24 protein-coding genes and 1 pseudogene are annotated in these 26767 nt (G+C 67.0%); 15 read left to right on the top strand and 10 right to left on the bottom strand.

Annotation, left to right across the window (positions count from 1 at the left end; all coding sequences use genetic code 11):
• Positions 1-2 precede the first annotated feature (2 nt).
• The 3 genes from AC3ANP_RS13175 to AC3ANP_RS13165 are packed head-to-tail and all read left to right on the top strand — an operon-like array spanning position 3 to position 2712.
• Positions 3-1127, top strand: coding sequence for a cupin domain-containing protein (locus tag AC3ANP_RS13175; RefSeq protein WP_488330608.1), 1125 nt, complete (start codon positions 3-5; stop codon positions 1125-1127).
• Positions 1124-1960 carry a fumarylacetoacetate hydrolase family protein gene (locus tag AC3ANP_RS13170; RefSeq protein ID WP_488330607.1) on the top strand — a complete coding sequence of 279 codons (837 nt, stop codon included), beginning with the start codon at positions 1124-1126 and terminating at the stop codon, positions 1958-1960. The genes AC3ANP_RS13175 and AC3ANP_RS13170 overlap by 4 nt, the downstream gene beginning before the upstream one ends.
• A complete protein-coding gene (locus tag AC3ANP_RS13165) occupies positions 1960-2712 on the top strand; it encodes a maleylpyruvate isomerase family mycothiol-dependent enzyme (RefSeq protein ID WP_488330606.1) in 753 nt (250 codons plus the stop codon). Before AC3ANP_RS13170 ends, AC3ANP_RS13165 begins: the two co-directional genes overlap by 1 nt.
• 93 nt (positions 2713-2805) lie before the next feature.
• Here AC3ANP_RS13165 and AC3ANP_RS13160 read toward each other — a convergent pair whose 3' ends face one another.
• The 5 genes from AC3ANP_RS13160 to AC3ANP_RS13140 are packed head-to-tail and all read right to left on the bottom strand — an operon-like array spanning position 2806 to position 7784.
• Positions 2806-3420 (bottom strand): TetR/AcrR family transcriptional regulator, encoded by a 615-nt coding sequence (locus AC3ANP_RS13160; protein WP_488330605.1) that lies wholly within the window; start codon positions 3418-3420, stop codon positions 2806-2808.
• 24 nt (positions 3421-3444) lie between these two features.
• Entirely contained in the window at positions 3445-4644 is a 1200-nt protein-coding gene (locus AC3ANP_RS13155; protein WP_488330604.1) for an NAD(P)/FAD-dependent oxidoreductase, read from the bottom strand.
• Complete coding sequence (locus tag AC3ANP_RS13150) at positions 4644-4835, bottom strand: ferredoxin (protein WP_488330603.1); 192 nt, start codon at positions 4833-4835, stop codon at positions 4644-4646. Before AC3ANP_RS13150 ends, AC3ANP_RS13155 begins: the two co-directional genes overlap by 1 nt.
• The gene (locus AC3ANP_RS13145) at positions 4832-6004 is read right to left on the bottom strand and encodes a cytochrome P450 (protein ID WP_488330602.1); all 1173 of its coding nucleotides are present in this window, start codon (positions 6002-6004) and stop codon (positions 4832-4834) included. Before AC3ANP_RS13145 ends, AC3ANP_RS13150 begins: the two co-directional genes overlap by 4 nt.
• Positions 6005-6050: 46 nt before the next feature.
• On the bottom strand, positions 6051-7784 hold the full coding sequence (locus tag AC3ANP_RS13140; protein WP_488330601.1) for an MFS transporter: 1734 nt from the start codon (positions 7782-7784) through the stop codon (positions 6051-6053).
• Positions 7785-8041: 257 nt separating this feature from the next.
• Between AC3ANP_RS13140 and AC3ANP_RS13135 the strand changes: the two genes are divergently transcribed.
• The 6 genes from AC3ANP_RS13135 to AC3ANP_RS13110 all read left to right on the top strand — a co-directional run bounded on the left by AC3ANP_RS13135 (position 8042) and on the right by AC3ANP_RS13110 (position 14892).
• Positions 8042-9052, top strand: coding sequence for a phosphotriesterase family protein (locus AC3ANP_RS13135; protein ID WP_488330600.1), 1011 nt, complete (start codon positions 8042-8044; stop codon positions 9050-9052).
• Between the two features lie 47 nt (positions 9053-9099).
• Positions 9100-10053 (top strand): phosphotriesterase family protein, encoded by a 954-nt coding sequence (locus AC3ANP_RS13130; RefSeq protein WP_488330599.1) that lies wholly within the window; start codon positions 9100-9102, stop codon positions 10051-10053.
• A 77-nt stretch (positions 10054-10130) separates the two neighbouring features.
• Positions 10131-11255 (top strand): FAD-dependent oxidoreductase, encoded by a 1125-nt coding sequence (locus tag AC3ANP_RS13125; protein ID WP_488330598.1) that lies wholly within the window; start codon positions 10131-10133, stop codon positions 11253-11255.
• 4 nt (positions 11256-11259) lie between these two features.
• Positions 11260-12210 (top strand): alpha/beta hydrolase, encoded by a 951-nt coding sequence (locus AC3ANP_RS13120; RefSeq protein WP_488330597.1) that lies wholly within the window; start codon positions 11260-11262, stop codon positions 12208-12210.
• Positions 12207-13175: an MBL fold metallo-hydrolase gene (locus tag AC3ANP_RS13115; RefSeq protein ID WP_488330596.1), complete on the top strand. Its 969-nt coding sequence runs from the start codon at positions 12207-12209 to the stop codon at positions 13173-13175. The genes AC3ANP_RS13120 and AC3ANP_RS13115 overlap by 4 nt, the downstream gene beginning before the upstream one ends.
• Positions 13168-14892, top strand: coding sequence for a CocE/NonD family hydrolase (locus AC3ANP_RS13110; RefSeq protein WP_488330595.1), 1725 nt, complete (start codon positions 13168-13170; stop codon positions 14890-14892). The genes AC3ANP_RS13115 and AC3ANP_RS13110 overlap by 8 nt, the downstream gene beginning before the upstream one ends.
• Positions 14893-15109: 217 nt before the next feature.
• On the opposite strand, the gene AC3ANP_RS13105 is transcribed toward AC3ANP_RS13110, so the two are convergent.
• The 5 genes from AC3ANP_RS13105 to AC3ANP_RS13085 all read right to left on the bottom strand — a co-directional run bounded on the left by AC3ANP_RS13105 (position 15110) and on the right by AC3ANP_RS13085 (position 21341).
• Complete coding sequence (locus tag AC3ANP_RS13105) at positions 15110-16423, bottom strand: MFS transporter (protein WP_488330594.1); 1314 nt, start codon at positions 16421-16423, stop codon at positions 15110-15112.
• A gap of 58 nt (positions 16424-16481) precedes the next feature.
• Positions 16482-17582: a phosphotransferase family protein gene (locus AC3ANP_RS13100; protein WP_488330593.1), complete on the bottom strand. Its 1101-nt coding sequence runs from the start codon at positions 17580-17582 to the stop codon at positions 16482-16484.
• The gene (locus AC3ANP_RS13095; RefSeq protein WP_488330592.1) at positions 17579-18817 is read right to left on the bottom strand and encodes an acyl-CoA dehydrogenase family protein; all 1239 of its coding nucleotides are present in this window, start codon (positions 18815-18817) and stop codon (positions 17579-17581) included. The genes AC3ANP_RS13100 and AC3ANP_RS13095 overlap by 4 nt, the downstream gene beginning before the upstream one ends.
• Before the next feature lie 68 nt (positions 18818-18885).
• Positions 18886-19680, bottom strand: a complete 795-nt coding sequence (locus AC3ANP_RS13090; protein ID WP_488330591.1) for an SDR family oxidoreductase — start codon at positions 19678-19680, stop codon at positions 18886-18888.
• A 2-nt stretch (positions 19681-19682) separates the two neighbouring features.
• Positions 19683-21341, bottom strand: coding sequence for a class I adenylate-forming enzyme family protein (locus AC3ANP_RS13085; RefSeq protein WP_488330590.1), 1659 nt, complete (start codon positions 21339-21341; stop codon positions 19683-19685).
• A gap of 258 nt (positions 21342-21599) precedes the next feature.
• On the opposite strand from AC3ANP_RS13085, the gene AC3ANP_RS13080 reads away from it, so the two are divergent.
• From AC3ANP_RS13080 to AC3ANP_RS13055, 6 genes and pseudogenes are all read left to right on the top strand, one after another.
• A complete protein-coding gene (locus AC3ANP_RS13080; RefSeq protein ID WP_488330589.1) occupies positions 21600-22133 on the top strand; it encodes a TetR/AcrR family transcriptional regulator in 534 nt (177 codons plus the stop codon).
• Positions 22134-23260: 1127 nt separating this feature from the next.
• Positions 23261-24226, top strand: coding sequence for an amidohydrolase family protein (locus AC3ANP_RS13075; protein ID WP_488330588.1), 966 nt, complete (start codon positions 23261-23263; stop codon positions 24224-24226).
• 176 nt (positions 24227-24402) lie between these two features.
• Positions 24403-25278, top strand: coding sequence for a CPBP family intramembrane glutamic endopeptidase (locus tag AC3ANP_RS13070; RefSeq protein WP_488333055.1), 876 nt, complete (start codon positions 24403-24405; stop codon positions 25276-25278).
• Between the two features lie 135 nt (positions 25279-25413).
• Positions 25414-25602: pseudogene (locus AC3ANP_RS13065) on the top strand (hypothetical protein); the annotation flags it as partial.
• Positions 25599-26357 carry a prolipoprotein diacylglyceryl transferase gene (locus tag AC3ANP_RS13060; RefSeq protein ID WP_488330587.1) on the top strand — a complete coding sequence of 253 codons (759 nt, stop codon included), beginning with the start codon at positions 25599-25601 and terminating at the stop codon, positions 26355-26357. The pseudogene AC3ANP_RS13065 and the gene AC3ANP_RS13060, both read left to right, overlap by 4 nt.
• Entirely contained in the window at positions 26354-26716 is a 363-nt protein-coding gene (locus AC3ANP_RS13055) for a hypothetical protein (protein WP_488330586.1), read from the top strand. Before AC3ANP_RS13060 ends, AC3ANP_RS13055 begins: the two co-directional genes overlap by 4 nt.
• The last annotated feature ends 51 nt before the right edge of the window (positions 26717-26767 follow it).

Here is a 26767-nt window from a genome sequence, read left to right as displayed (position 1 = left end):
CCATGACCGAGAACACGACCCATGAATCTGTAGCTGCGGGGCACGCTGTCCCCGAGCACACGCCCGAGGAGGCTGCCCAGCTCAAGGAGCTCTACCGGGATTTCGACCGCGAGAACCTGATCCCGTTGTGGACCGAGATCGCGGACCTGATGCCGATGGTCCCCTCCCCGAAGGCGGTGCCGCACGTCTGGCGCTGGAGCGACCTGTACCCGCTGGCGGCCCGCGCCGGGGACCTGGTCCCAGTAGGCCGCGGCGGTGAACGCCGGGCGATCGCGCTGGCCAACCCGGGCCTGGGCAACACCCCGTACGCCACCCCCACGCTGTGGGCTGCCATCCAGTACCTCGGCGCCCGTGAGACCGCCCCGGAGCACCGCCACTCGCAGAACGCCTTCCGCTTCGTGGTCGAGGGCGAAGGCGTCTGGACCGTCGTCAACGGCGACCCGGTCCGGATGTCCCGCGGGGACTTCCTGCTCACCCCGGGCTGGAACTTCCACGGCCACCACAACGACACCGATGAGCCGATGGCGTGGATCGACGGCCTGGACATCCCGTTCGTGCACTACGCCGACGCCGGGTTCTTCGAGTTCGGCACCGAACGCGTCACCGACGAGGCCACCCCGGACATCTCCCGGTCCGAACGGCTCTGGGCGCACCCGGGGCTGCGCCCGCTCTCCGGCCTGGACGACACCACCAGCTCCCCGATCGCCGCGTACCGCTGGGAACACACCGACCGGGCGCTGCGCGAGCAGCTGCTGCTGGAGGACGAGGGCCACCCGGCCACGGTCTCCCAGGGCCACGCCGCGGTCCGCTACACCAACCCGACCACCGGCGGGGACGTCATGCCGACCATCCGGGCCGAATTCCACCGGCTCCGCGCCGGCGCCAGCACCGAAACCGTCCGCGAGGTGGGTTCGAGCGTCTGGCAGGTCTTCGAGGGCACCGGCTCGGTGGTGCTCAACGGTGAGACCCGGACCCTGGCGAAGGGCGACCTGTTTGTGGTCCCGTCCTGGGCCGCGTGGGAGCTGCAGGCCGAGTCGGAATTCGACCTCTTCCGCTTCAGCGATGCCCCCATTTTCGAACGCCTGAACTTCAACCGCACCTACATCGAAGGACGCAAGAACGCATGAGACTCCTCACCCTCCGCACCGTGAACGGCACTGAGAAGGGCACCGTGGCGGTCCGCCAGGACGGCGACACCCTGACCGAGATCGACGGCTACGCCAACGTCGGCGAACTGCTCCGCACCGCGGACTGGGAAACCACGGCGCGCAACGCCGAGGGCGCCACGCACCCCCTCGAGGGCGCGGACCTCGACGCCGTCGTCCCCTCCCCCGGCAAGATCATCTGCGTCGGCCACAACTACCGCAACCACATCAAGGAGATGGGCCGGGAAGTTCCCGAGCACCCCACCCTGTTCGCCAAGTACGCCGAATCCCTGATCGGTCCGAACGACGACCTGGCCCTGCCGCAGGAATCCGACGCGGTCGACTGGGAAGCCGAACTCGCCGTCGTGATCGGCAAGGCCGGGCGCCGGATCAGCGAAGCGGACGCCGCGGACCACATCGCCGGCTACGCCGTGCTCAACGACGTGTCCATGCGTGACTACCAGTTCCGCACCATCCAGTGGCTGCAGGGCAAGACCTGGGAGAAGTCCACCCCGTTCGGCCCGGCCCTGGTCACCAAGGACGAGTTCACCGCCGGCCCGCTGATGACCTCCGAGGTCGACGGCGAAATCCAGCAGAGCACGCCCACCGGCGACCTGGTCTTCACCCCGGAATACCTTGTCTCCTACATCTCCACCATCATCACGCTGAACCCCGGAGACGTGATCGCCACCGGCACCCCCGGCGGCGTGGGCCATGCCCAGGATCCGAAGCGCTACCTGCAGGAAGGCCAGCTGCTGGTCACCACCATCGACGGGCTGGGACAGCTGAAGAACCGCGTGGTCAAGGAAGCCTGATGGTTGCACGCCAGGACCAGACGACGGACCCGGAGCTGCAGGCAGCCTTGCTGCAGGCACGCCGGGGCACGGCGTTCTTCGCCCGCAAGCTCAACGAGCTCTCGGACGCCGAGCTCGACGGCGATTCGCTGCTGCCGGGCTGGAGCCGCCGCCACATCACGGCCCACGTCGGCTACAACGCCCGCGCCGTCGCCCGGCTGGTCGAGTGGGCGGCCACCGGGGTGGAGACCCCGATGTATGCCTCCACGGACGTCCGCGACCACGAGATCAACTTCGGCGCCACGCTGAGCCCGATCGCACTGCGGCACCTGTTCGACCACTCCGCGGTGCACCTGAACGTGGAATGGCGCGACCTGCCCGGGGACGCCTGGCACCACAAAGTGCGCACCATCCAGGGCCGGGAAGTACCCGCCAGCGAAACCGTGTGGATGCGGACCCGCGAAGTCTGGATGCACGCGGTGGACCTGGACAACGGGGCGGCCTTCCGGGACATCCCCGTCGCGGTCCTGGAACGGCTCCTGGCGGACATCACCGGCGCCTGGAAGACCCGCGGCACGGACAAGGACCTCATCGTCAAGGTCACGGACCGCGGCCTGACGTTCGGCGACACCGCGTCGGCGTCCCCGACGGTGGTCTCGGGACCGCTGCCCGCTGTCGTCGAATGGGCCGCGGGCCGAGGCACCGCGGGCGTCACCGCCGCCAGCGCTGGTACCGCCAACGCCCCGGTTCCGTCCGCGCCGAAGTGGATCTGAGCAGCACCACCGAGTGGCAAGAAACAGGAAAGCCCCCTCATCGGGGGGCTTTCCTGTTCTGCATTGCGGCGGCAGAGCCGCTTTGGCGCAGGCTCAGCCCTCGTCGCAGAGCAGGTGGTACCAGCTCTCGGCCAGCACCTCCAGGGCGTGTTCGCGGTTTGGTTCGAACTTCCGTCGGGTCCAGAGTGTGGCCACGTAGTCCAGTGAGGTGAAGGCGAGTGTTCCGCGGATGTGGTGGGTCTCCTCCGAGAAACGACCGGCCAACCGCATGCCACGGACGAGGTCCGTTATGACCTCCTCATGCCATCCCTCCACCATCGCGCGCACGTCACGGTCGGCTGCGGCGGCCTCGTCCAGGACGTCGAGGTAGGGCCGGAAGACCGGCCAGAGAGCGGCCCGAGACTCCAGCCACGCCAGGATCCCCGACAGCTCACCGACCCGCACGATGTCGACAAGGTCGGGTGCGGTGGAGCCGCTGTCAGGCCCGTCGGCCCGGTCCAGCACCGCGTTAACCCGCGCCATGAAGTCCCTCATAAGGTCACTTCGTGAGGGGTAATAGGCGTAGAAGGTCACCCTGGTGGTGCCTGCGGCCGCAGCGATCTCATCGATGGTGGTCGCGGCGTAACCCTTGTCGGTGAAGAGCTCAAGCGCGCGCTCGACAATAACGTCGCGGGTGTGCTTCTTCTGGGCTTCTCGCAACGACGGCATGGACTAATCCTAGCGGGGGTAGGGTCATACCCGGACCGGCGTGGCCGGCTGCAGCGCAGCGGGGCCGGCGACGGCCAGCCGGCGTAGCTTGGGTACCGGGATCCGGTAATTGACTGCGGCAGCGGTTCCGGATCCGTCCGGATTCTCCCAGCGCAGGAGCACCGACCCCTCCTCACGGCCAGGTTCGCAATAGTCGGGGGCCCCCGCCGCGGGCGTGAAGCCAGCCATCTTCAGCGACAACCCGAAGCCCTCCGTCCAGAAGTACGACTGGAAGTCGAACTCCGGGGCGGCGTCGCCGTGCAGCAGGCCGACGGCCGCGACCTTGGCCTGGTCGATGGCGCTCGTCCACAAGGGCACCCGCTGCACGCCGCGGCGGGTCGGGAAGCACGCCACGTCGCCGGCCGCCACGATCTCCGGCCGGACCCGGCCGCGCGAATCAACGCGCAGCGAGCCCTCGGTCAGGAGGCTGGTCCCGGCCAGCCAGTCAATATTTGGCTCGTCGCCGACGGCGGTGACCACCAGATCTGCGTGAAGTTCCGTGCCGTCGGCGAGGACGACCCGCTTCCACGAACCATAATCGACGAGGCGGGCCCGCCCGCCCCCGACCACCCGCAGTCCGCCGGCGGTGGCGGCGGAGGTGAAGATGTCCGCCAGGTGGGCGCCGAGCTGGCGCGAGAGTGGCGCCACGTCGGAGACGAGGGTGACGTCACAGCCCACGTGCAGGCATCCGGACGCGACTTCCATGCCAAGCGGTCCGCCGCCGATCACGATCACCGAAGGCCGGGATGCGACTCGTTCTCTGAGGAGGACCGCGTCCTCGATGGTGCGCAGGGTTAGTTCCCGGTTGGAGCCATCCTGGCCAGGTCCGGCTGCCGTGAGCCGCCTCGCCCGGGAACCGGAGGCGATGACCAGGCCGTCGTACGGCAGCTCATCGCCCCCGGCCAGGCGCACCCGCCGGGAGTCAGCGTCCAGTCCCGTGGCGGTCACGCCGAGCAGCTCGGTGGCTTCGTGGCCCGGCTCGGGGAGCTCGTGCGCCTGGAGGCCGCCATCGCTATTCCCCCCACCGCCGTGGAGCAGGGCTTTGGACAGGGCGGGACGGCTGTAGGGATGGTGGCGCTCGGCGCCCACCACCGTAAGCTCGCCGTCGTAACCGGCCGAGCGCAGCGAGCCGCAGGCCGTCAGACCGGCGATGCCGTTGCCGACCACCACGATCCTGCGCATCATCAGGCCGACAGTCGCAACGCGGCCACCGGGCAGACCCGCACCGCAGCCTTGGCGGCGTCGAGCTCGGGCCCCTCCACCTCCGCGACATCGATGACCAGTTCGCCGTCGTCGTCGAGGTGCATGAGCTTCGGTGCGGCTTCCTCGCAGAGGCCGTGTCCCTCGCAGCGCGGCCGGTCCAGTTCGATCCTCATGCTGCCACCACCTTGGTGACCTCGAGCTTCTCGATGCTCCGCGTCATGTTGCTGGGGACCCGGATCTCATCGGAAATCGTCAGCATCTCCACCCTGCGGGCAAGGGCGTCGATGATCGCGTGCGCTTCAAGTTTCGCCAGGCCCTGGCCCGCACAGCCGTGCGGTCCGTAGCCAAACGAGAGGTGGTCCACCGGGTTGCGCAGCACGTCAAAGGTGTCCGGGTTCTCGTAGTGCCGCGGGTCGCGGTTTCCGGCGCCGAAGAGAATGCCCACCTGCGCACCGGCGGGAATGGTGACCCCGTCGATCTCGACGTCGCGGGTTGCTTTGCGGCCCCAGACATGGATCGGCGCCCAGTAGCGCAGCACCTCGGCGAACGCTGCCGGGACGAGGTCCGGGTTCTTCCGGACCGATTCGAACTGCCCCGGGTGGCGACCGAACAGCGCAACGATGTTCCCAATCGAGGCGATGGTCGTATCAACACCCGCGCCGAGGTACTGGTGGATGATGTGCCCCGCAGTACCCGTCGGGATTTCGCCCCGGGTCTCGGCGTCGAAGATGCCGCGGCCGATCGAGCCGGGGGCAAGGTCCTCGGCGGTGACCGATGAGCACCAGCCGTAGAGCTCGCCGGCGATCGGGAAGCTCTCCTGCGTCCGCTGGTTCAGCGGGCCAAGAACCTGCATCGCGGCCTGGCCCCAGCGCAGCATGTTGTCCTTGACGTGTCCCTGGAAACCAATGAGGTCGGCAACGATTTCGATCGGGAAGGCCCGGGCCAAGGAATCGATGGCTTCGAAGCTGCCGCTCGCGGCGAGTTCGGAGACGAGCTTGTCAGCCTTGTCGTCGATGACGATTTTAAGTCCGCGGAGTGCGCGGGGCGTGAGGTTTTGCGACAGCGTGGCGCGCAGCTGCGTGTGGATGGGCGGGTCGGAGGCGAGGGAGGTGCCCTGGAGTGCTTCGTTCACCATGGGGTTGAAGCCGATGCTGGTGGACGAGAACGTTTCCGGATCCCCCAGGGCGTCGCGGATGACGTCGTAGCGCGTCAGGACGTAGAGGTCGTTCTTGGGCAGGTGGACCACTGCGGCCTGCTCGCGGAGCGCGGCGTAGGTGGGGTACGGGTCGACCAGGATGGCGTCATCCCAGATGTCGATGTTGGATTCGAGGGGTGCAGTCATGGTGTTCTCCTAGTGAAGATCAGTGGTTGGGGCCAGGTGGTCAGACTCAGACGGCCGCCTCGGCGCTGGCTTCGGCGTTGGCTTCGGCGGTCTCCGCGATCGCGTCGGGCGTGGGTGCCGAGGAGCCTGCGGAGATGAAGAGGGTAAGGATGGCGGAGAGCGTCGCCGCGATGCCGGCGGCAAGGTAGACGGTCTGGAAGCCGTGGCCCAGGGAGGTCCCGGCGACGCCCTGGATCTGCTGCTGCGCGGAGCCGAGGGCCTTGACCATGCCGTCGACGGCCTGGGCGGGTGCGCCAGACGCCGCCGCCTGGCCGGAGAACTGCGCGATGACGCCATCCCAGCCGGAGAGGTAGCCCAGCGGCGGCACGTGCGACAGTCCGGCGACGGCGTCGGCGGGCAGCCCTGCCCCGCCGAGGATTCCGGCGAGGGGGCCGGCGAAGACGCTGGCGCCCACGCCGAACGCAATGGCCGAGCCGATGACGGGGCCCAGGGCGAAGCCGAGGTCCCGCAGGAGATTGGTCGTGGCGGACGCCATGCCGATGTGCTGCGGCTGGACGGTGTTGATGGCGACGGCGGTGATGGAGCCGACGGTGAGCGCAAACCCGATGCCGAGCAGCAGCAACGGGGTGATAAACGCGGTCCAGGGGGTTCCGCCGAAGGCCTCAGGGGTGCCCAGGGCGAAGGTCGAGAGCCAGAAGGCCGAGGCGGCCATGAAGCCGAAGCCTCCGGTGAGCACCCAGCGCGGGGCCACGTGGTGGATCAGCCAGCCCACCACCGGGATGAAGGCGAACGCCGGCCCCTGGATGAAGACGAAGAGCACACCTACCTTCCAGGCTTCGGCGAGGGCGAGTCCGCCGACGGAGACGCTGGTGCTGAAGCAGACGGCGAGGAAGGCGAACATGCCGGTGACGGCAACGATGCCGGTGATGGAGTAGGCACTGTTCCGGAACAGGGACAGGTGGATCAGTGGCTGGCTGGTGCGCATTTCGATGACGACGAAGGCGACGAGGAGGAGGCCGCCGACCACGTAGCTGGTGATCACCTCGGCGCTGCCGAAGCCGGCGTCGACCGCCTGCACGGTGGCGAAAAGAACAGCGATCAGGCCGAGCGCGAGCGTCACCTGGCCGGGCAGGTCCATTTTGCGCCCCTCGGCGGCTGCGGAGTCCTTCGCACGGACCGCAACGATGAGGACGGCGACGGCGATCGCGGCGGCGATGTAGTAGGCAACGCGCCAACCACTGAAGGCGTTGGGCTCGCCTGCCCCGGCACCCGGAACGGTGAAGACCGCAGCCGTCAGGCCGGCCAGCGTGGGAGAGATGACCGCACCCAGCGAGAGGAACCCGGCCCAGGTGGCGATGACTTTGGCCCGGGCGCGGTGGTCGGGGGTGATCGCCGCGATCATGGACAGCGAAATGGGGAAGAGGATGCCGGCCCCGATGCCGCCGACTGCCTGCGCCGCGATCATCATCTCGGTGGTGGAAGCCAGCGCCGCCAGGACCGAGCCGGCAACGCTGACCGCAGCGCCCGCGTAGAGCAGCTTCTTGCGGCCGAACAGGTCTCCCAGAAGCCCCCAGCTGAGCTCAAACACCACGATACCCATCATGAACATCCCGGCGATCCAGGTCAGGCCGGCGCCCGAGGTGTGGAACTCCACCGCAAAGGTGCCGTTAAGGGCCCCTGGCAGTGCATTGGTGATCTGAGCCAGTGTGACCGCGCTGTAGGCGGCCACGAAGGTAGCTCGCACAGAGCCTCGGCCCGGCACCGGTGTGGTCAGACTCATCAATGAAACTCCTTTGTTTCGGAAGAATGTGTGGCGCTCACCACAGTGTGGGGCCAAGCTTTACAGACTGTCAAGAGCGCATACGCAATGTTTTCTTCACAAACGCTTCGAGCCTATTGGCAAGCCGTACGCGTCGACTATTTCCTTGACGCGATGTAAAGCGTTGTGTGATGCTGGCAACACCGCAACGGAGCGCTGGCATCTCAGGTCCCGCGGCGCCCATGCATTCAAGCCCCGAACCCCAAAGGAGAAGCCACGTGAGTCACCCCACCCCCGCCGGCACCGCCGCAGCGACAAAGGCCCACGCCGGGCGAACCGTCAACACGGTTCTAGGTCCCGTGCCCGAGTCCGAACTGGGTGTGGTGGCGGTCCACGAGGCCCTGCTCTCGGTGCTCCCCGGCGCCCAGTACGCCCCCGACATCTCGATGGACCGGGCCGACATTTTCGACATCCTGGCGGCGAAGCTCACGGACTTCCGCGACCACGGCGGGCAGACGATCGTCGACAGCACCGGCATGTTCCACGGCCGGGACCTCAAGCTCTACGAGGCGCTCTCCCGCTCCACCGGCGTCCACATCATCGCCTCCACGGGCCTGGGACCGGAGGAAGAACTCGGCGGCTACTTCCTGACGCCGCAGACCAACCCGCCCACGCCGTGGCCGGCGGACAAGTTTGGCGAGCTCTTCGGCAAAGAGGTCACCGAGGGAATGGTGGTCCCCCGCGTCGAGCGGCGCGCCGCTGCCGGCATCGTCGCCACCAGCGCCGACCGCGCGGGCATGACCGCCACGGAGGAAAGCCTGTTCCGCGGTTCCGCCCGGGCCGCCAGGGACACCGGAGTGCCGGTCTCCATCCGTTTCGGCGCCGATGCCCTGCACGATCTCGACATCGTCCTGGAAGAGCAGCTCGGAGCCGAGCGGGTCCTCGTCGGCGACCTGGACCGCAAGGACGCCGCCGGTTCCGCCGTCGAGGTGGCCGGCCGGGGAGCCTTCGTCGGCATCGACCACGTGGGCCTGAACGACGACCCGGACTACCTCACCGACCATGAGCGCACGGAACTGGTGCTCGAGCTCGTCAAGGCCGGCCATGCCGACAAGATCATCCTGTCGGGCAACTCGATCGGCGTGGCCAAAGGCCTGCCGGAGTACAACCTGCCCTACAGCCACGTCCTGACCACGTTCGTGCCGTTCCTCAAGTCCCGGGGCCTGAGCGAAGAAGACGCCCGGCGCATCCTCGTGGACAACCCGCGCAAGCTGCTGGCCGTGCGCTAATCACGCATCCGCACATCCCCCAACCCTTTCGAACCTGAGGTGAACGAATGACCAAGGTCAACACCGTGCTGGGAACCATCCCGGCAGAAGAACTGGAAATCGTGGCGGTCCACGAACACATCGGCTACGGCATGCCCGGCTCCGAGCTGGACACCAAGTGGTGGAAATCGCCCGAGCAGGCCTACGAGGAAACCGTACCCAAGCTGCGGAAATTCCGCGACCACGGCGGCGGCACCTTCGTGGATGCCACGGGCATCTGCAACGGCCGCGACGTCGACTACTACAAGTCCCTGTCCGCCAAAACGGGCGTCCACATCGTCGCCTGCACCGGCTTCGTCGGCGGGGACACCGCCCTGCCCCACTTCTCCCGCGCGTCAGTGGACTACCTCACCAAGGTCTTCATCCACGAGATCACCGTCGGCATCGGCACCACGGGCGCCAAGGCCGGCGTCATCAAGGTCGGCGTCAGCCGCGGCGGCCGCATGACGGAGCTGGACAAGCGCATCTACCGGGCCGCGGCCCGCGCCGGCGTCGTCACCGGCGCGCCCATCCTGACCCACCTGGCCATCGACCCGGAACCGGCCGTGACCATCTTCAATGAAGAGGGCCTCCCGCTGGACCGGGTGCTTTTCGGCCACGCCGACGACGGCCTGAACGCACCGATCACCCCGCACGACTGGATCTACGAGCAGGGCGGCCGGATCGGCTTCGATACCTTCGGCTACGACCTGGAACTGCCCGACCCGCCGTTCTGGGGCCGCAAGCGCGCCGAACGCATGGAGCACTTCGTCAAGCTCATCAACAAGGGCTACGCGGACAAGCTCCTGGTCTCGGCCGACGCCAACTGCAGCCCCCTGGGCTGGCCCGGCGTGAAGGGCCACACCATCAACTACATCTTTGAGGACATGATCCCCGACATGCGGGCAGCCGGCATCGACGACGCCACCCTCAAACTCCTGCTCCAGGACAATCCCGCCGACTTCCTCTCGCTGAGCGCCTGACCCGCACCGCCCACCGCAACTTACCCCTCCCCTGACTTGGCCCCGGCCAAGAAAGCGTCAAGAAAGACACCTATCCCATGAAGGCTGAAGACATCAAAAACCTCAAGATCGCCATCGTCGGCGCCGGCTACGGCGGCGCCGCAGCGGCCAAGGCCCTGAGCCTGCTCGGCGCAGACGTCACGGTCTACGAGCAGGCACCCCAGATGGGCGAGGTCGGCGCCGGCATCGGCCTCCGCCCCGCCACGATGGCCCGGTTCCGGCAGTGGGGGATCTTCGATGCGGTCGCAAGGGTCAGTTCACCGAGCGACTACTTCGAGATCCTCACCGCCACCGGCGAGCCGATCATGAAAGACACCTGGCCGGAGTTCGGCGCCGAGAAGCAGACCTACCTCATCCACCGCCGCGACTTCATCGAGGCCCTGCTGGGCGTGCTCCCCGAGGGCATGGTGCAGCTGGGCCACAGGTTGGTGACGATCGAGGACAAGGGTGCCAGTTCCGTCCTGACCTTCGCCAACGGGGAGAGCGTCGAAGCCGACCTGGTGGTCGGCGCCGACGGCATCAAGTCCGCGGTTCGCGAGCAACTTTTCAGCACCGAGGGCCCGGTGTTCTCCGGCGAGCACGCCTACCGGGTGGTAATCTCCGCCGACGACGCCCACGGCCTAGTAGTCGACGACAACCTGCGGATGTACATCGGCAAGGGCACCAAGGTCTACCTGCTACCGCTGCGCCACCGCAACCAGATGTCCTTCGACATCACCGCCCTGAACCCCGACGGCACCTGGGCCCCCGCGATCAGCAAGGACGACCTCCTGAAGACTGTGGACGGTTTCGACGAGCGGATCGTGGGGATCGCCCGGGGCCTGGACCTGGACTCGGTGAACATCCGGGCGGTCTACGACATCGACCCCGTTGACACCTGGCACACCGACTCGGTGGTCCTGGTGGGCGATGCGGCCCACTCCATGCTGCACCACCAGGGGCAGGGTGCGAACTCCGCCATCGAAGATGCCGGCGCCCTGGCCGACGCGCTGGCCAAGGCCGGTTCGGTCAAGGAAGCGCTGGCGCTGTTCCAGGCGACCCGCAAGCCGGTGACGGACGAGCTGCAGCTCATCTCGCGCCAGGGATGGTCGGAGGGAGAGGTCAACGACGTCTTCCCCGGACAAAAGCCCGCATCCCAGCAGCCCGTCCAGATGGAGGCATAACGGCATGGCCATCCATCCGGAAATCGCCAAAATCCTGGCCACTTTGCCCGCCCCCGATGGTTCTCCCCTGGACCCGGGCGCCATGCGCGCCGGTGAGGCCGCGCAGGTCCCGCCGCTGGAGGAGCGCCTCCCGCTCCACGCCGTCGAGGACGCCACGGCCGTGACGCCCTCGGGCGAGGTGCCGGTGCGGATCTACACGCCTGTGGAGGCGGAGACCTACGGCCTGCTGGTGTATTTTCACGGCGGCGCGTTCTTCCTGGGCAGCCTGGACACCCACGATCACGTGGCCCGTTCCCTGGCCGAGGAAACCGGCTACAAAGTCATTTCCGTGGGCTACCGCCTGGCCCCCGAGGCGGCCTTCCCGGCCGGCCTCGAGGACTGCTACGGCGTGGTCCGCTGGGCCGCCGAACAGGGTCCGGGCCTGAAGTGGGACGGGAAGAACCTCGCCGTCGCCGGCGACAGCTCGGGCGGCAACTTCGTCGCCGCCGTGACCGCGAAGGCCCACGACGACGGGTTCCCGGGGATTACACATCAGGTCCTCTACTACCCCTCGCTGGACTTGGACTTCGACGTCGACCGCTACGCCTCGCTGCGGGAGAACGCCGAAGGGTTCGGACTCGAGACGGCCGGGCTGCTGCCGTTTAACTCCTTCTACCTCGACAGTGGGGCGGACCCGGCGGATCCGCTGGTCTCCCCCATCAAGCGCCAGGATCTCTCCGGCCTGCCGCCTGCCCTGGTCATCACCGCCGAGCATGACCCCCTGCGGGACGAGGGCGAGCTGTACGCGCGCCGCCTCATGGAAGCCGGCGTGGACGCGTCGGTCAGCCGCTACGCCGGCGCCAACCACGGCTTCGTCGCCAACTTCTCCTGGATTCCGGAGTTTTACGGGGCGATCGAGGAAACTGCCGTGTTCCTCGGCAGGGGCGCCGCGCCTCAAAGGAGTGGAGCACTATGACCCTGCCAGTCGCCGTCCACCCCCTTGTCTCACCGTGGGGGCGGTTCGGCCTCTACAGCTTCTTCATCGATGCCCCGGAGCCCGCGATCGTGGATACGGGCATCGCGTCCTCGCCCGTCGACGGCATGGTGCCGGCCTTGGAGGCGATCGGCCGCCGGATCGAGGAAGTCCGCTGGATTCTGCTGACCCACGGACACATCGACCACATCGGCGGCGCGTACGCCCTGTGGGAGCTCACCGGACGGCGTGCCCAGGTGGTCATCCACGAGGCCGACGCGCCGATGCTGCGCTCACGCCGCGCCCACGTGGACGAATACCTTGCCGGGCGGGGGCAATACCTGCATGACCCGGACGGTGAGGCCAAACTGGCAGCCGCCACCAACGCCGTCATTTCGGGCGAGATGGAGCCTGACGTGCTGGTGCGCGGCGGCGAAACCCTCTCCCTCGGCGGGGACGTCACCGTGTCGGTCCACTCGATACCGGGGCACACCGCCGGGTCGGTCGCCTATGTCATTGACGGCCAAAACGACGTGTTCGTGGGCGACGCCGTCCAGGTCCACGGTGCCGCCAACGGCTTTCCCGGGTTTGTGGACCCCGCCGGTTACCGCTCCAGCCTGCAGTACCTCAGCGATGAAATCCGTCCTCGGCACCTTTACCTGGGACACCCGTACCGCCGTGCGGACGGCACACCCTACGGCGTGGAGCTTGACGCCGGGCAGGCCCGGGAAGCGTTTCAGGGGAGCCTGGACGTCGAGGCCCGCGTCAAGGACGCGGCCTGCGGCTGTCTGGCTGCCGGACTCGAGGACACGGAGTCCCCCTATTCCCCCTTCGCCCGGGCAGCAGCGGACCTTGGTTACGCCGGGGATCCCGCCCTGGAACCGTCCCCGTTCTTCACCACGCTGCACGGCTACCGCACGGCGTGGGACCACACGACAGAAAATGAGGAGATCAGCACTCATGGATGACCTCCAGCTACTGAACGCCGGCGGCGAAAAGATCGCCGTTCGCAAGGACCTGCGGGTTCCCATGCGCGACGGCGTCGAGCTCGCCGCGGACGCGTACCAGGGACCCGAGGACAAGCCGCGGCCCGCACTCGTGGCACTAAGCCCCTACGGCAAGGAACTGCAGGCGCTTGCCCTCACCACGCCGGCGCAGCGGCGCCCCAGCCCGATGTGGGACGGCTGCATCGAGGCCGGCGACATCGCCCGCATCGTCAAGGAGGACTACGTCCACGTCATCGGCGACCTGCGCGGCTCGGGCCACTCCGGCGGCGAGCACATCGGCAACTACAACGCCGGCGGCGTGTCACTGGGCGAGGACGCCTATGACTTCATTGAGTGGGTCGCGGAGCAGCCATGGTGCGACGGCAACGTCGGCATGGTGGGCATCTCCTACTTCGGGTCCATGCAGGTGCTGGCCGCCGCCGAGCGGCCGCCGCACCTGAAGGCGATCTTCGTCTCCGGCGGCCACTACGACTTCTACGAGACCACCTACCACGGCGGCATCATGTGGTTCATGCCCCGCGCCGCCCGCGAGGGCCGTGGCGGCGACTCCGGCTGGGCGTTCACCGACGGCGTCAAGTCCCGCATGATCGAGAACTACCCCCCGGAGGAACTGAAGAAGCTCGTCCAGAACCGTCTTGAGGATCCCGACGTCGCCGCCTGGCCGAACCTGGTCCATGTCCTGCACTATCCGAAGAACCACGAAGCCTGGTTCGACATCGTGATGAATGAGCTGGACGGCGACTGGTACGAGGAGCGCAACCCCATCACGCTGGCGCCGAACATCGATATCCCGGTCTGGCTGCAGATCGACCAGGGCCGGGGCTGGACCATGGACGGCACGATCGAGCTCTTCAAGGCACTTAAGGGCCCGAAGAAGCTGGACATCGGCCCGTACCCGCCGATGCAGTCTCGGCCATTCATCGAGGAACACGACAAGATGTTCCGGTGGTACGACTACTGGATAAAGGGCAACGACAACGGCGTAATGGACGAGCCTGCCGTCAGCGTCTTCGTGGAGGGCTCCCGCGAGCTCGTGACCGCGGAGGCGTGGCCGCCGAAGGACATCGAGTACACGTCCCTCTACCTGCGCCCGCGGCACAAGCTGTCCACCGAGCCGGAGTTCCTGGGCGCCGAATACGCGGCCCCGGACGGCTTCTACCAGGCGCCGCTGACGGTGACCGACAAAGTGGAAATAATCAGCTGGTCCACGCCGCCCTTCGAGCAGGACACGGAAATGATCGGCACCGGCGCCGCGCACATCTTCGCTGAGATCGACCAGCCGGATACCAACTTCATCCTGCGCCTGTGGGACTACGCCCCCAACGGCAAGCGGCAACTGATCACCAGCGGCTACCTCAAGGCCTCGCACCGCGAACTTGACGAGCGGAGCACCGAAGGCAGCCCGGTCCACCCGCACACCCGCTCCGTGCCGGTGGAACCCGGGGCGATCGAGGAGTACGTGCTGCGGCTGTACCCGTTCGCGAACACCTTCAAGCCCGGTCACAGGCTGACTGTGGAGCTCTCGAATGGCGAGCCGCTGGCCGACGAGCACAACGCGTTGCTGCCGCCGGATGCCTTCCACCTGCCGGTTGGCCGGCCCGTCACCCACAAGATCTACCGCGACGCCGCCCACCCGTCCCGGTTGGTCCTGCCGTTCACCACGCGCACAAGTAGGTAGCCTCCTGAGAGCCGCCGCGCCCTCTCCGCTGCATTCCCGGGGCTCCCTACGTCACGGCCAAGCAGGGAGTTGCCGGCATGACCAACCTCGAACAGCTCCGAGCGGTAGCCCCAGTAGGGCGCGCGTATGGAGGACTCCCACGCTTGGCCGTCCGCTGGAGACGCTTACCGCCGAGGCCCAGCCGAAGGCCTCGGGGTCCGGCTCACGGCGGAGGAACTCAAGCATCCTGGAGATCGATGCCCTTGGTCTCAGGGAGCTTGAACACCGCGAGCGCCGTGGCGAGGCAGAGCAGAATAATGTATGCGCTGGACAGCCAGCCCAGGCTCCAACTGTTGAAGAGGGCATTCAGGTAGGGTGCCGTTCCGCCAAAGACCGCAACCGACAACGAATAGGCAAAGCCGATGCCCTGGGTGCGGATTTTCGTGGGGAAGTTCTCTGAGAGCACGGCCGCGAGCAACGCCCCCGGGATAGCGACGATGCACAGGGCCAGGGTGGCGGCGACGGCGAGCGTCCAGCCATCGCTCGTGATCATCCCCATCAGCGGAAACTGTGCGGCGACCATGACGACGGAGAAGCCGATCAGCAGTGGCCGACGCCCGATCTGGTCCGAGAGCCGGCCCCAGAAGGGCAGGGTGATGAGAGCAATCGACTGCGCGATCACGGAGGCCCAGTACGCGGTCTGGGGATCCATCCCCCGCTGTGTGATGGCGAAAGTGGAGGCGTAGGACGTCCAGGTGTAGTGGGCAGCGGTGATGCCGGAAGTCATGGCAATCATGAGCAGGACGGCACGAGTGACGGTCTTGCGCGGGATCGGTGCAACCTCGGCAGCCGCGGCCTTGGCTTCGAAGACTTCACTCTCGTCCATTCCCTTGCGAAGGTAGAGAGCGGCCAGAGCCAGCAGGGCCCCGAGCAGGAAGGGGATGCGCCATCCCCATTGGGCCACACCGGCCGCGCCCAGCACGCTGGTCACGCCACCGCCAACAACGTAGGCCAGCACCGAGCCGCCAAATATGGCCACGAAGACAATGCTGCCCCACTGTCCGCGCTTGGCCCGAGGCGCGATCTCCGCGATATACGTGTTGGCCGTGGCGGACTCGCCGCCGTGGGCGAAGCCTTGGGCTACCCGGGCCAGCAGCAAGAGCACCGAAGCCCAGATCCCCACCTGCCCATAGGTCGGCATCAGCCCGATGAGGAGCGAGCCGCCGGCCATGATCAGCATGGTCGTGATCAACACGAACTTGCGCCCGCGTTTGTCCGCGATCCGGCCGAACACGATCCCTCCCAGTGGGCGCATCAGGAAGCCCACGGCGAAAACGGCCAGGGTAGATAGCAGTGCCGAGACCGGATCTTTGGAATCGAACATCGCCGCCGCTATGAAGGGCGCAAAGACGGCGTAGGCGCTCCACTCGTACCACTCCAGGACGTTGCCGATGGTGCTGGCGAACATTGAACGCCGTTGGGAGCGTTGATCGGGATGGGGCTGTTGCTGCCCGGAGGGCGGGGCAGCCTCGAGTCGGATTGTGCTGTCCATGGTGGTTCCTTCCCTACTGCGCTGTATGAGGAATTCGGGTTCTGAGGCAATGACTGGCCTACTTCAGGCGGGACGCAAGCCGTTCCGCGACGTCTAGCAGTTGCGGCACACCGTGTTCCATGGAAGCGCCGAACCCGCTGTCGCCCGGACGTTCGCCACGCAGCCAGCGCGTGTAGATCGCCTCGCTGAAGATCGCTGCTTTCCACAGGGCAAGGGCTTGGTACCAGGGCAGGGGCGTGAGGTCGAGGGACATCCGCTCCTGGTACCGGTCGATCAGTTCCTGCCGGCGGAGGTACCCAGGCAGCCTCGTGACCGGTGTCAGCTCCATCGTGGTGAACGGCTCGTCCGCGTCGGCGTAGGTCGCGGTCAGGTAGCCAAGATCGGCCAGCGGGTCCCCCAGCGTGGCCATTTCCCAGTCGAGCACGGCGGTCACGCGGGGCGGCCCGTCTGGGGCGAACATCAGGTTCCCCGTGCGGTAGTCGCCGTGGATCACCGAATTGCGTTGGCTTTCCGGGCGGTTGTCCTCCAGCCAGGACGCCAGGCGCCCGACGGCGGCCAGGTCCCGGGTGGTATTGACGTCCCACAACGAGGCGAAGCGGGCGACCTGGCGTTCGAGGTAGCCCTCGGGCCGGCCGATCCGGGCGACATCGCCGCTGGACACGTCCAGGGAGTGCAGGTCCGCGAGCGTGTCCACTACCGCCTCGCTCGTCGCCCGGCGCGATTCCTGGGCGTCGAGGTGCGGGGATACCGTGTCGGTAAGGACCGTGCCGTTGAGGTGTTCCATCACGTAGAACGGAACACCGAGGACGGAGTCGTCCTCGCACACCGCCAGGATGCGCGGAACGGGCATGCCCAGCGGGGCCAGTGCCAGCTGGATCCGCGCTTCGCGCACCATGTCGTGGGTGGACTTGGGCAGCGGCGGCCGGGGCCCGCGGCGGAGCACGACGTCGGTACCGTCCCGGCGGAGCCGGAAGGTCACGTTGGACTGGCCGTCCCCGATCCGCTCCCACCCGACGTCGCCGGACCCCAGCCCGGCTCCGTCCAGGAACTCGCGGACGTTGGCCAGGATGAGCAGCGGCGGCCGGGTCAGCGAGGCGGCCTGGTCCTCGCTGTCGACGACCTCGGGCTCGGCCGCGCCTGCGACTTCCGCGGGCGTCATGAAGCGGCTCCGTCGGGGAACCGGGCAGCGCCCAGGAACTGCTCTCCCGCGGCGACCGCGCGGCGGCGCTGCGACGAGGCGCGCCGGGAGATGGCCCACTTGTGGGTCTCGTTGGCGCCGTCGTAAATCCGAAACGGACGGACTTCGGCGGCGTACTGTGCCAGCGGCAGCCCGTCGGACACGCCGTCGCCTCCGCACAGCTGGATGGCGCGGTCGATGACCCGGAAGACGGCCTCGGAGCAGTGCACCTTGGCGACCGAGGACATCGCGGAGCCGGCCTTTGGATCGGAGACCAGGAGGGCGGCGGTCGTGGTAATGATCGCGTCCGAGGTTTCGATGTCGATCACAGACTGGGCAATCATCTCCTGGGCGATGCCGAGCTGCGCGATGGGAGATCCGAAGATTTCGCGGGTGTTGGTCCGGTCCAAAGTGATATCCAGCGAGCGCCGGGCCAGGCCAAGCCAGCGCATGCAGTGTGTGAGCCGGGCCGGCCCCAGGCGGACCTGGGCGTATTTGAAGCCGAGCCCGACCTCGCCGAGCACCGCGTCCGGTCCGACCACAACGTCGTCGAAGTGCACGTTGGGGTGGCCGCCGGCGATGGTCCGGTCAATCGTGTGGATCGGATTGCCCAGCCGGACACCGCGGGCATCCATGTCCACCAGGAACATCGTGGCGCTGTCCTGCTCCGTCCCAACATCCGGCGTCCGCGCCATGACAATCGCGAAGCCGGCGTGCTCGGCCCCGCTGGTGAAGCGCTTGTCACCGGAGATGGTCCAGGAATCACCGTTGCGGGTCGCGGTGGTCAGCAGCCCCGCGGGATCCGATCCCGCGCCCGGGTGGGGTTCGGTCATGCCGAAGCAGGAAAAAGTGTCGCCGGCCGCGAGGGGCGCAAGGTAGCGCTTTTTCTGATCCTCGGTGCCGATGACGTTGAGCATGTGCATATTGCCCTCATCGGGCGCCATGCAGTTGAGGACGGCCGGCCCGATGGGGGAATAGCCGGCTTCCTGGAAGATCGGGGACCACTGGTCCACCGGCAGGCCCTGGCCGCCAAAGGAGACGGGGACGTGCGGGGCGAACACGCCGGCGGCTTTGGCGGCTTCGCCGAGTTCGCGGCGGAGTCCGTCGGCCAGGCGTTCGCCGGGCCGCGGCTCGGCGGGAATCACGACGCTACGGATAAAGTCACGTGTGCGGAGCCGGAGGTCGTCGAGGGCGGGGGGCAGGGAGGTTTGGTTCATGGGAGGTCCTTTCGGGCGGGAAGGGCGGCAGGGCAAGCGCTGAGCCACGTGAACTCGTCCAGGAGGGGCTAGGCGGTCCCGCCAGCGGCCAGCAGGCCGCCGTCGACCGTGAGGATCTGGCCGGTAATCCAGTCGGCGTCCGGAGAGGCGAGGAACGCGACGGCGGCGGAGACGTCCTCGGGGGCACCGAGCCGCTTGAGCGGGTAATGCCTAGCGACTTCCGCTTCCTTGCCCTCGTAGAGCGCCTTCGCGAACTGGGTTTTGACGACCGCGGGGGCGACGGCGTTGACGCGGACCTCGGGACCGAGTTCGACGGCGAGGGTGCGGGTCAAGTGGGACACCGCCGACTTGCTGATGCCGTAGAGCCCGATCCCTTCGGACGGGGTGTCGCCGGTGACGGAGGAGATGTTGACTACGCAGCCGCCGCGGTCACGGAATCCCAGCCCGGGGTGGGATAGTGCGCCCTGCACCCAGGCGAGGGTTCCGAGGACGTTGACGTTGAAGACCTTTCGTGCGGCGTCGAGGTCGAGTTCGGCCAGCGGGCCGTAGACCGGGTTGATGCCGGCGTTGTTGACCAGGATGTCCAGGCCCCCGGTTTCGCGGGCAATCAGGTCGAAGACCGCCTGCTGGTGTCCGGCGTCGTCCGCTTTGCCCGCGACGCCAAACGCGGTGCCGGCCGGAAAGGTTGCGACGGCTGCATCGAGGGTTTCCTGCGTCCTGGCCGTCAGGATGACCCGCGCGCCTTCCGCCGAGAGCCTGCGGGCGATGGCGAGGCCGATGCCGCGGCTGGCGCCGGTCACCAGTGCAGTCTTGCCGTCGAGCCGGTGCGGGATGGTGGGCTGGGTTTCGTTCTGTCCGGTCACGTTCAGTCCTTCAGGTTCAGGCCGCGGAGTTCCCGCCGCTGGATCTTGCCGGTGTGTGTTTTGGGGAGATCGTTCAGGATGTGGAGGCGGCGCGGATACTTGTAGGCGGCCAGCCGCTCCTTGGCGAAGGTGACCAACTCGGCGTCGGTCACGTGTTCGCCGGCCTTCAGGGAGACGTAGGCGACCACCGCTTCCCCGCTGTAGCTGTCTGGCTGGCCGACCACCGCGGCTTCGAGCACCGCCGGGTGTTCGTAGAGGGCGTCCTCGACTTCCCGGGGCCACACCTTGTAGCCGGAGACGTTAATCTGGTCCTTCATCCGGTCCACGAGGTAGATCCAGCCGGCCGCGTCCATGATCGCTACGTCCCCGGTTCGCAACCGGCCCGCGGGAATCGCGGCTGCCGTCTCTGCCGGCTTGTTCAGGTAGCCGGGGGTCACCTGCGGCCCGCTGAGTTCCAGCTCCCCCGGTTCTCCGGCCGGAACCGGTTCGCCGTCCAGGCCGATGACCCGGGCCATGAGGTTCGGCAGGGGCACGCCGATCGCGAGCGTGCCGCTGGCCGCGTCCACCGGCGCCACTTGGCCGGGCGGCACGGCGATCACGGCCGAAGCCGTCTCGGTCATGCCGTACACGTTGTGGATGTACTGGCCGAATCGTGCCTGGAAGGTTGCGACCGTGGCCGGCGGGATCGGAGCTCCGCCGGAGTAGATGTACTTAAGCGTCGTGAACTCCGCGGACGTCGCGTGGGCCAGGTCCAGGAGCGCGTTGAAGACAGTGATGGACCCGATGACATGAGTGACGCCGTGCCTGCTGAAGGACTCAAGGATGACGTCCGGCCGCACCCTGTTGATGAAGACCAGGTTCACCGGATGGATGAGGGACGTCACCGCCGTGGCCACCGCACCCGTGATGTGGAAGAGCGGCGCGACCGCGAGAACGACGTCCCCGTCGGCCAGATCCTGCCATTGCGCATAACCTGTTGCCACGCTCAGCACGTTCCGGTGGGTTCCCATGGCGCCCTTCGCCGGGCCGGTGGTTCCCGAGGTGTAGGTCAGCAGCGCCACGCTGTCTGCGGTGAGCGGGGGCGGGACCGGGACCTGGCCGGACCGCCGGTGGATGATCGCGCGCATGTCCTCGTCCGTCTGCTGAAGCCGGTCCGTCGAGCGGAAGACCCGCGGATCGTCTTCGCTCTGGAAGTCCAGGTCCGAGGTGGTCATCACCCAGGCCACGCTGCTGCCGCGGAGCGTCTCGGTGACGCCGTCAAGCTCGCTGTCGAGGCATACAATCCCGACGGCGCCCGAGTCGTCGATGATGTTGCGGAGCTCTTTTCCCTTGTACATCGGATTCAGCATCAGCGCCGTCCCCCCGGCCTTCCAGATGGCCAGCATGGACAGGGCGAACTGCGGGATGTTCTGCAGGTAGATGCCGACGACACTCCCCTGCCCAACGCCCCGCTGTTGAAGTTCGGCGCCGAGCGCGTCGGTGAGCGATTCGACGTCGAACGCGGACAGCGACTGGTCGAAGTAGGTGACCGCCGTGGCGTCCGGCGCGTCACGGACGCGCTGGGCCCAGGCGTCATTGATGGTCCGGGCCACCGGCTCGATGACCGGTTGGACGCCGTCGGGATAAAGGGCGGTCCACGGGCGGTCTGCTGGTTCGTTCACGGCGATGAGTCTCTTCTTCGTTGAACAGAGGACAGTGAATTTCTAAGTGACTTCAAACACTTTACCGAGCGCTCGCTCGGTTTGATCGAATATAGTGTAGATCTACAACTACGGCAAGGGGGCATGGTGGGACACGGTGCCAAGCAATCAGCGACGACGAGCGCAGGGCGGCCGGGGGCTGCGAGCGGCGTGGGAGGGTGGCAGGATTTCTCGCCGCCAGCCCTACACCCGGCCCTCGCTGGCGCCTTGGCCTGCTTCATGGAAAACGGCTACCACGGGACGACGATCCGCCAGGTCGCCACTCGGGCCGGATTGTCAGTACCCGGCCTGTACCACCACTTCCCCTCGAAGCAGGCACTACTCGTGGCCCTCGACGACGCGGCCATGAACGAGCTCTGGAACCGGAGCACGGCCGCCCTGGCCGACGGACCGCAGTCGGTACTGGACCGGTTCGACCGGCTAATCCGCTGCCTCACCCTCTTCCACGCACACCGGGGCGAGCTCGCGTTCATTGCCCTCAGCGAGATCCGCAGCCTGGCGGGATCCGCCCGTGCCGAGCACATTGCGGCCCGCGACCGGCAGCAGGCGCTGCTCAGCGGGATCATTGACGAGGGGGTGGCCGACGGGATCTTCGACGCGCCCCACCCCCGCGAGACCAGCCGCGCCATCACCACCATGTGCACCGGCGTGGCCCAGTGGTACCGGATCGACGGCGAACTCACTCCCGAGGAACTGGCCGACCGCTACGGCAGGCTGTGCCGGTTGACCGCGGGGGCAGCCGCCGATCACTGAGGAGTCCTTCCGCGTTTGAACACTCCGGGGGCTGGAACACTCTGAGTGCGAAAAGGCATCAGCCCGGAGTTTATTGCTGGATTCTGTAGCGGGCGGTGGCCGGCAATCGGGTTGCAACTTCGGGTTGTCCCGGGAAATGAACGCGCAGCGTGTTGCTGCCACAGACACTGCGGGGCCTCCAGCCTCGCTGCAGGTGTTCGCGCACGAACGCCCGGTCATAGCGGGACGCCAGCGGCTCTGGTGGTTCCTTGTCCGCCGCTAGGAGGCAGGCTACAGTTTGGACATGAGCGAACCCAGGCATGATGGCCCGGTTGAAGCACGGGCCACAGATACAGGTGAGGTTGCGGAGAAGCAGCTGCACAGATGGAAAGGTGAGGGCGGCGCGTTGCCCCCAGAACCAGACCTCGACGATGATCCCCAATCGGGCACGGACTCGACCCCAGACTAGGACTGCAACACTCAGCCCCTGGCTGGCCCGAGGACAGACCCGGGTTTGCTGGGGTCGACAGCTTGCCCAGTGGTGAGGACCACCGAGACCGGGAGCGGCGCGGTCGGAGTGCCGGTTCAGGCACGACCAAGGCCTGGCGGACCCGGATGCATCAAAGGCGAAGCCCGCCGCCTCGAAGGCGTCGCGCTGGACCTCGTGCCCGAGGAACCGCACGGTATGGCCTCTCCGCCGCAACTCGGCGGCGATTCCGAGGGCGGGCGGCACGTTGCCGCCACCGTCCCATGTCAAGAACAGCAGGCGGGACATAGCGTTCTCCTTCTCCTCGGTGCTTCTGGCCGGTGACGCCAACACTGCGTCGACGAGGTGCCGCATTCGCGCCTCGACCGCTGAGCGTGTCAGCCAATGGTCCCGGCGCAGGAGCTTCCGCGTATGAAGGTCCGTAGCAGCTGCGAGCAGGTCGACCGCCTCGTCCCGTGCGCCGGCCTGGAGGCGGTCCAACGGCGGAGCGAAGGTCTTTTCGACCCACTCGCGATGAACTTTGCGCCCGGTGTTCATTCATTCCCGCGCGAACTCCCCTGCCCCGCCCGGAGGGCTGCCCATGGGTCGAACCTGCGAGTAAGTTGTTCACATCTGCTCAGGGTCCCGCGTATCAGCGAAACGAGCACAGACAAGGATTTGGATGCGCCCGCCGTACCGCATTGACACTCACCAGCACATCGTTCCGCCTGGGTATGCGCGCTGGATGCATGAAAAGGGCATCCGCCCGGGCGGCATCGCCCTGCCGTCGTGGTCCGAGCGCTCGGCCTTGAAGTTCATGGACAGGCACGACGTGCAGACCGGCATCTTGTCCCTGTCCACGCCCGGCGTGTACTTCGGGGACGCCGCGGAGGCGCGGCGGCTGGCGCGGGAGATCAACGAATACAGTGCAGAGGTGGTGGCGGCCCGGCCTGAGCGGTTCGGGTTCTTCGCGACGCTCACGCTGCCGGACGTGCAAGGCGCCCTGGCGGAGGCACAGTACGCCCTGGACACCCTGCTCGCGAACGGGATCGTGTTGCTGGCCAACAACGACGGCCGCTACCTGGGCGACCCGGGGTTTGCGCCTCTGCTGGAGTTCCTGCACCACCGCCGGGCCGTAGTGTTCATCCACCCCGGTGAACTGCCGGCTCTGGCGGCGCCGGGCATACCCGGCTTCGCCGCGGATTTCCTGCTAGACACCACCCGCGCCGCTATCAGCTTGGTCTTGTCCGGTGCGATGGAGAAGTTCTCGGGAATTAAGTTCATCCTGGCCCACGCGGGCGGTTTTGTGCCTTACATCGCCTATCGGATCCTGCTGACGATGCTCAATGATAGGGATCTGGCCCTCAGCGCGCTGGCGGCGCTAGGAGATAAGAGGCAGTCCATCTTGCGGCGGTTTTATTACGACGTGGCCCTGTCCGCCAGCCCGGCGGCCCTTCCCAGCTTGCTTGAGGTAGCTGACACGGGCCGCATCACGTACGGAACTGACTTCCCGTTTGCACCCTCTGCGGCGATCGGTTTCCTGAACATGCAGTATGAGAATTATCCGCTTGACCCGGCCGTGCGCGCGGCGATAGATCGCCGAAATTCCGAGACGCTTTTCCCCCGCCTGGGGCCTGACCGGGATTAGTTCATATTGTGCGCCTTGCGCTCCCTGGCAGGCCCGCTGACGGGACCCGTTTGGTTGACGGGCCGGAGTGCCCTATTTGGCTTCCTTCCCACGCCCCGATGCTGGTGAACGGGATCAACGGCTTTTTCGAGAGTAGATGAAGACGGGATCGCACTCGGGAGGATTTCTTGGATACAGTGCGGGAATCGATCACAGGGCATCCGCTGTGGTCCTACTTTGCGGTGACGTTCCTCTTGTCGTGGGGATGCATTGTGCTGGCAGTCTGGGCCTACACCGGAGGTCTCGCGCCAACCCCCGAAGAGTTCCAGCGGACCGTTCCCTTCACAGTTCCGGCGATGCTCTTCGGACCAGCGGTTGCGAGTCTACTGCTGACCGGGGTAGTTTCCGGCCGTGCGGGCTACCGCGAACTTGGATCCAGACTGCTGCGATGGCGTGTGGGCGGCCGGTGGTATGCGCTGGCATTGCTGGTGGCCCCCGTCACGACGGCCGCCGTCGTCCTGGTTCTGTGGCAATGGTCCCCCGACTATGCCCCGCGGATCGCCACCGTCGCCGACAAACCCGGCACTGTCCTGATGGGAACCGTACTGGGCCTGGTGGTTGGGCTGTGCGAAGAGATCGGCTGGACAGGATTCGCCACACCCAGGGCCGGCCAGCGACTCAGTGTCCTATGGACGGGAATCCTAGTGGGAGTGCTTTGGGGAGCGTGGCATTTCTTCGTCAGTTACTGGGGCGGAGGCGGGACAAACGGCGGGATACCCCTGGAGATCTTCCTGTCTTTATGGCTCGTCACCGTTCTCATAGGACAACTCACCGCCTACCGCGTGCTGATGGTTTGGGTCTATGAGCGCACCGGTAGCCTTCTGCTCGCCGTGCTCATGCACGCGAGCCTCTCTGCATTCCAGTTCATCCTTAACCCCCTGACATCAGGCCCGGCCCAGCAGATTTATCCCTGGGGGTACGCCGCACTTGCATGGATGATTGTCGGCTGCGTGGCCTTGACCCGCCGGCACGAACTGACTAGCACGCGACGCTTAACACCGGGCCGCGCGTAGGCAAGCCCCTGGGGGTGACTATTTGGAGTAGTGCCCCAGCGGCGAGGTCCGGGGTCCCCGGCTGAACGAACAAGTACTGGCCGGTGGCGCCGACTTCCAGATCCTGCGATCACCGCAACACACCGAACTGATGGCGATGATTTGCTGCTCGCGCAGTACGGCACCAAACACGTCGACCTCACCGCCGAACCGGCCGACGCCGTCCCCCACCCGCGGGGCGACAGCCTCCTGCGGCGGCTCAAACAGTTCGCGCGGTACCGCCTGACGCAGGGTAGGGCTGATAAGGAACGGTCCATTGCACCCACTGCTACACTCTGCTCATGATCGGGCTTCCCTTCGCGGGAGATGGGCTGGTGCATGGCTTTCTGGTAGGGCTGGGAATCTTCGCAGCCCTGTTGTTTTACGCCTATGAGAAGCGCCGTCGAGGCCTCAACGACCCCCGGCTTTGGCCCGTCGCAGGATTCGCCGTCGCTTTTGGGGCCATCGGATCGCGGTTGCTCACGTGGGATTTTTCCCGGCAGGTCTCCTTGGCGGATTGGTGGGGCAACGGCGACCGCAGTATCCTCGCGGGTCTGGTCGGTGCCTGGTTCGGCGTCCACCTCGGCAAGCGGCTAACAGGCTACCGTGAGTCCACCGGTGATCTGCTCGCTCCCGCCGTCGCGCTGGCGCTCCTTATCGGGCGGATCGGCTGCCTCCTCACCGAACTGCCCGGCACCCCGACCGGGGGAACCTGGGGGATCGATCTCACCCCCGCACAGGCGGCGCTGCTCGGCGGGCCGTCCGGGGTCGGGCTCCATCCGTCCTTTGCCTACGAGATCGTGTTCCACGCAACCGCATTCGTGCTCATGTGGCGTTATCGGGACCGCCTGCCTCATCCTGGCGACCTCTTCATCTGCTACGTGACGTCCTACGCCTTGTTCCGGTTCGGAGTCGAATTCGTACGCGGCAACGAGGTGCTTTGGCTGGGGATGAGCCGCCCTCAATGGTTCCTCCTGATGATTCTCCCCCTGCTGTTCTGGCGGATGGTGCGGGTCTTCGGGAAACCACTCCGCCCAAAGTTGGAAAGAAGACTGGCATGAGCGAGGACAACCCCGAAGAAGCCTGGAGCCCACTGCCACCGCCCCGAGAAGAGGAGCCGCCCTCTGAACCAGGGCTCGGCCTCATGGTGCTCGGAATCCTGTTAGGGGCTCCTGCCCTTTATGCCCTATATTTCGGGACAACAAGAGGTATCGCTCCGGATGAAGGCTACAAGACCTTCCTCGCCGGGCCTGCAGCGTTCATACCAATCGCTGTCTACCTGGCGATAGCCATTGTGCTGGCGGTCCGGCCACGCACGTCCCGGCTGGGTGCTGGGCTGCTCATGGGCCTGGGAATTTTCTCACTGCTCGGCGGTGGGATCTGCGTCGGATACCTCGCGCAGATGAAAGGCCTGAAATGAATCCTTCGCCCCCAGTGTCACGACGGACGCAGCCTGGCCCAGGCCAGCCAC

The sequence above is a fragment of the Arthrobacter sp. JB02-1C genome (genome assembly GCF_057748045.1).
The sequence above is the reverse complement of the archived record's forward strand: the minus strand, read 5'-3'. Positions and strand labels throughout refer to the sequence as shown.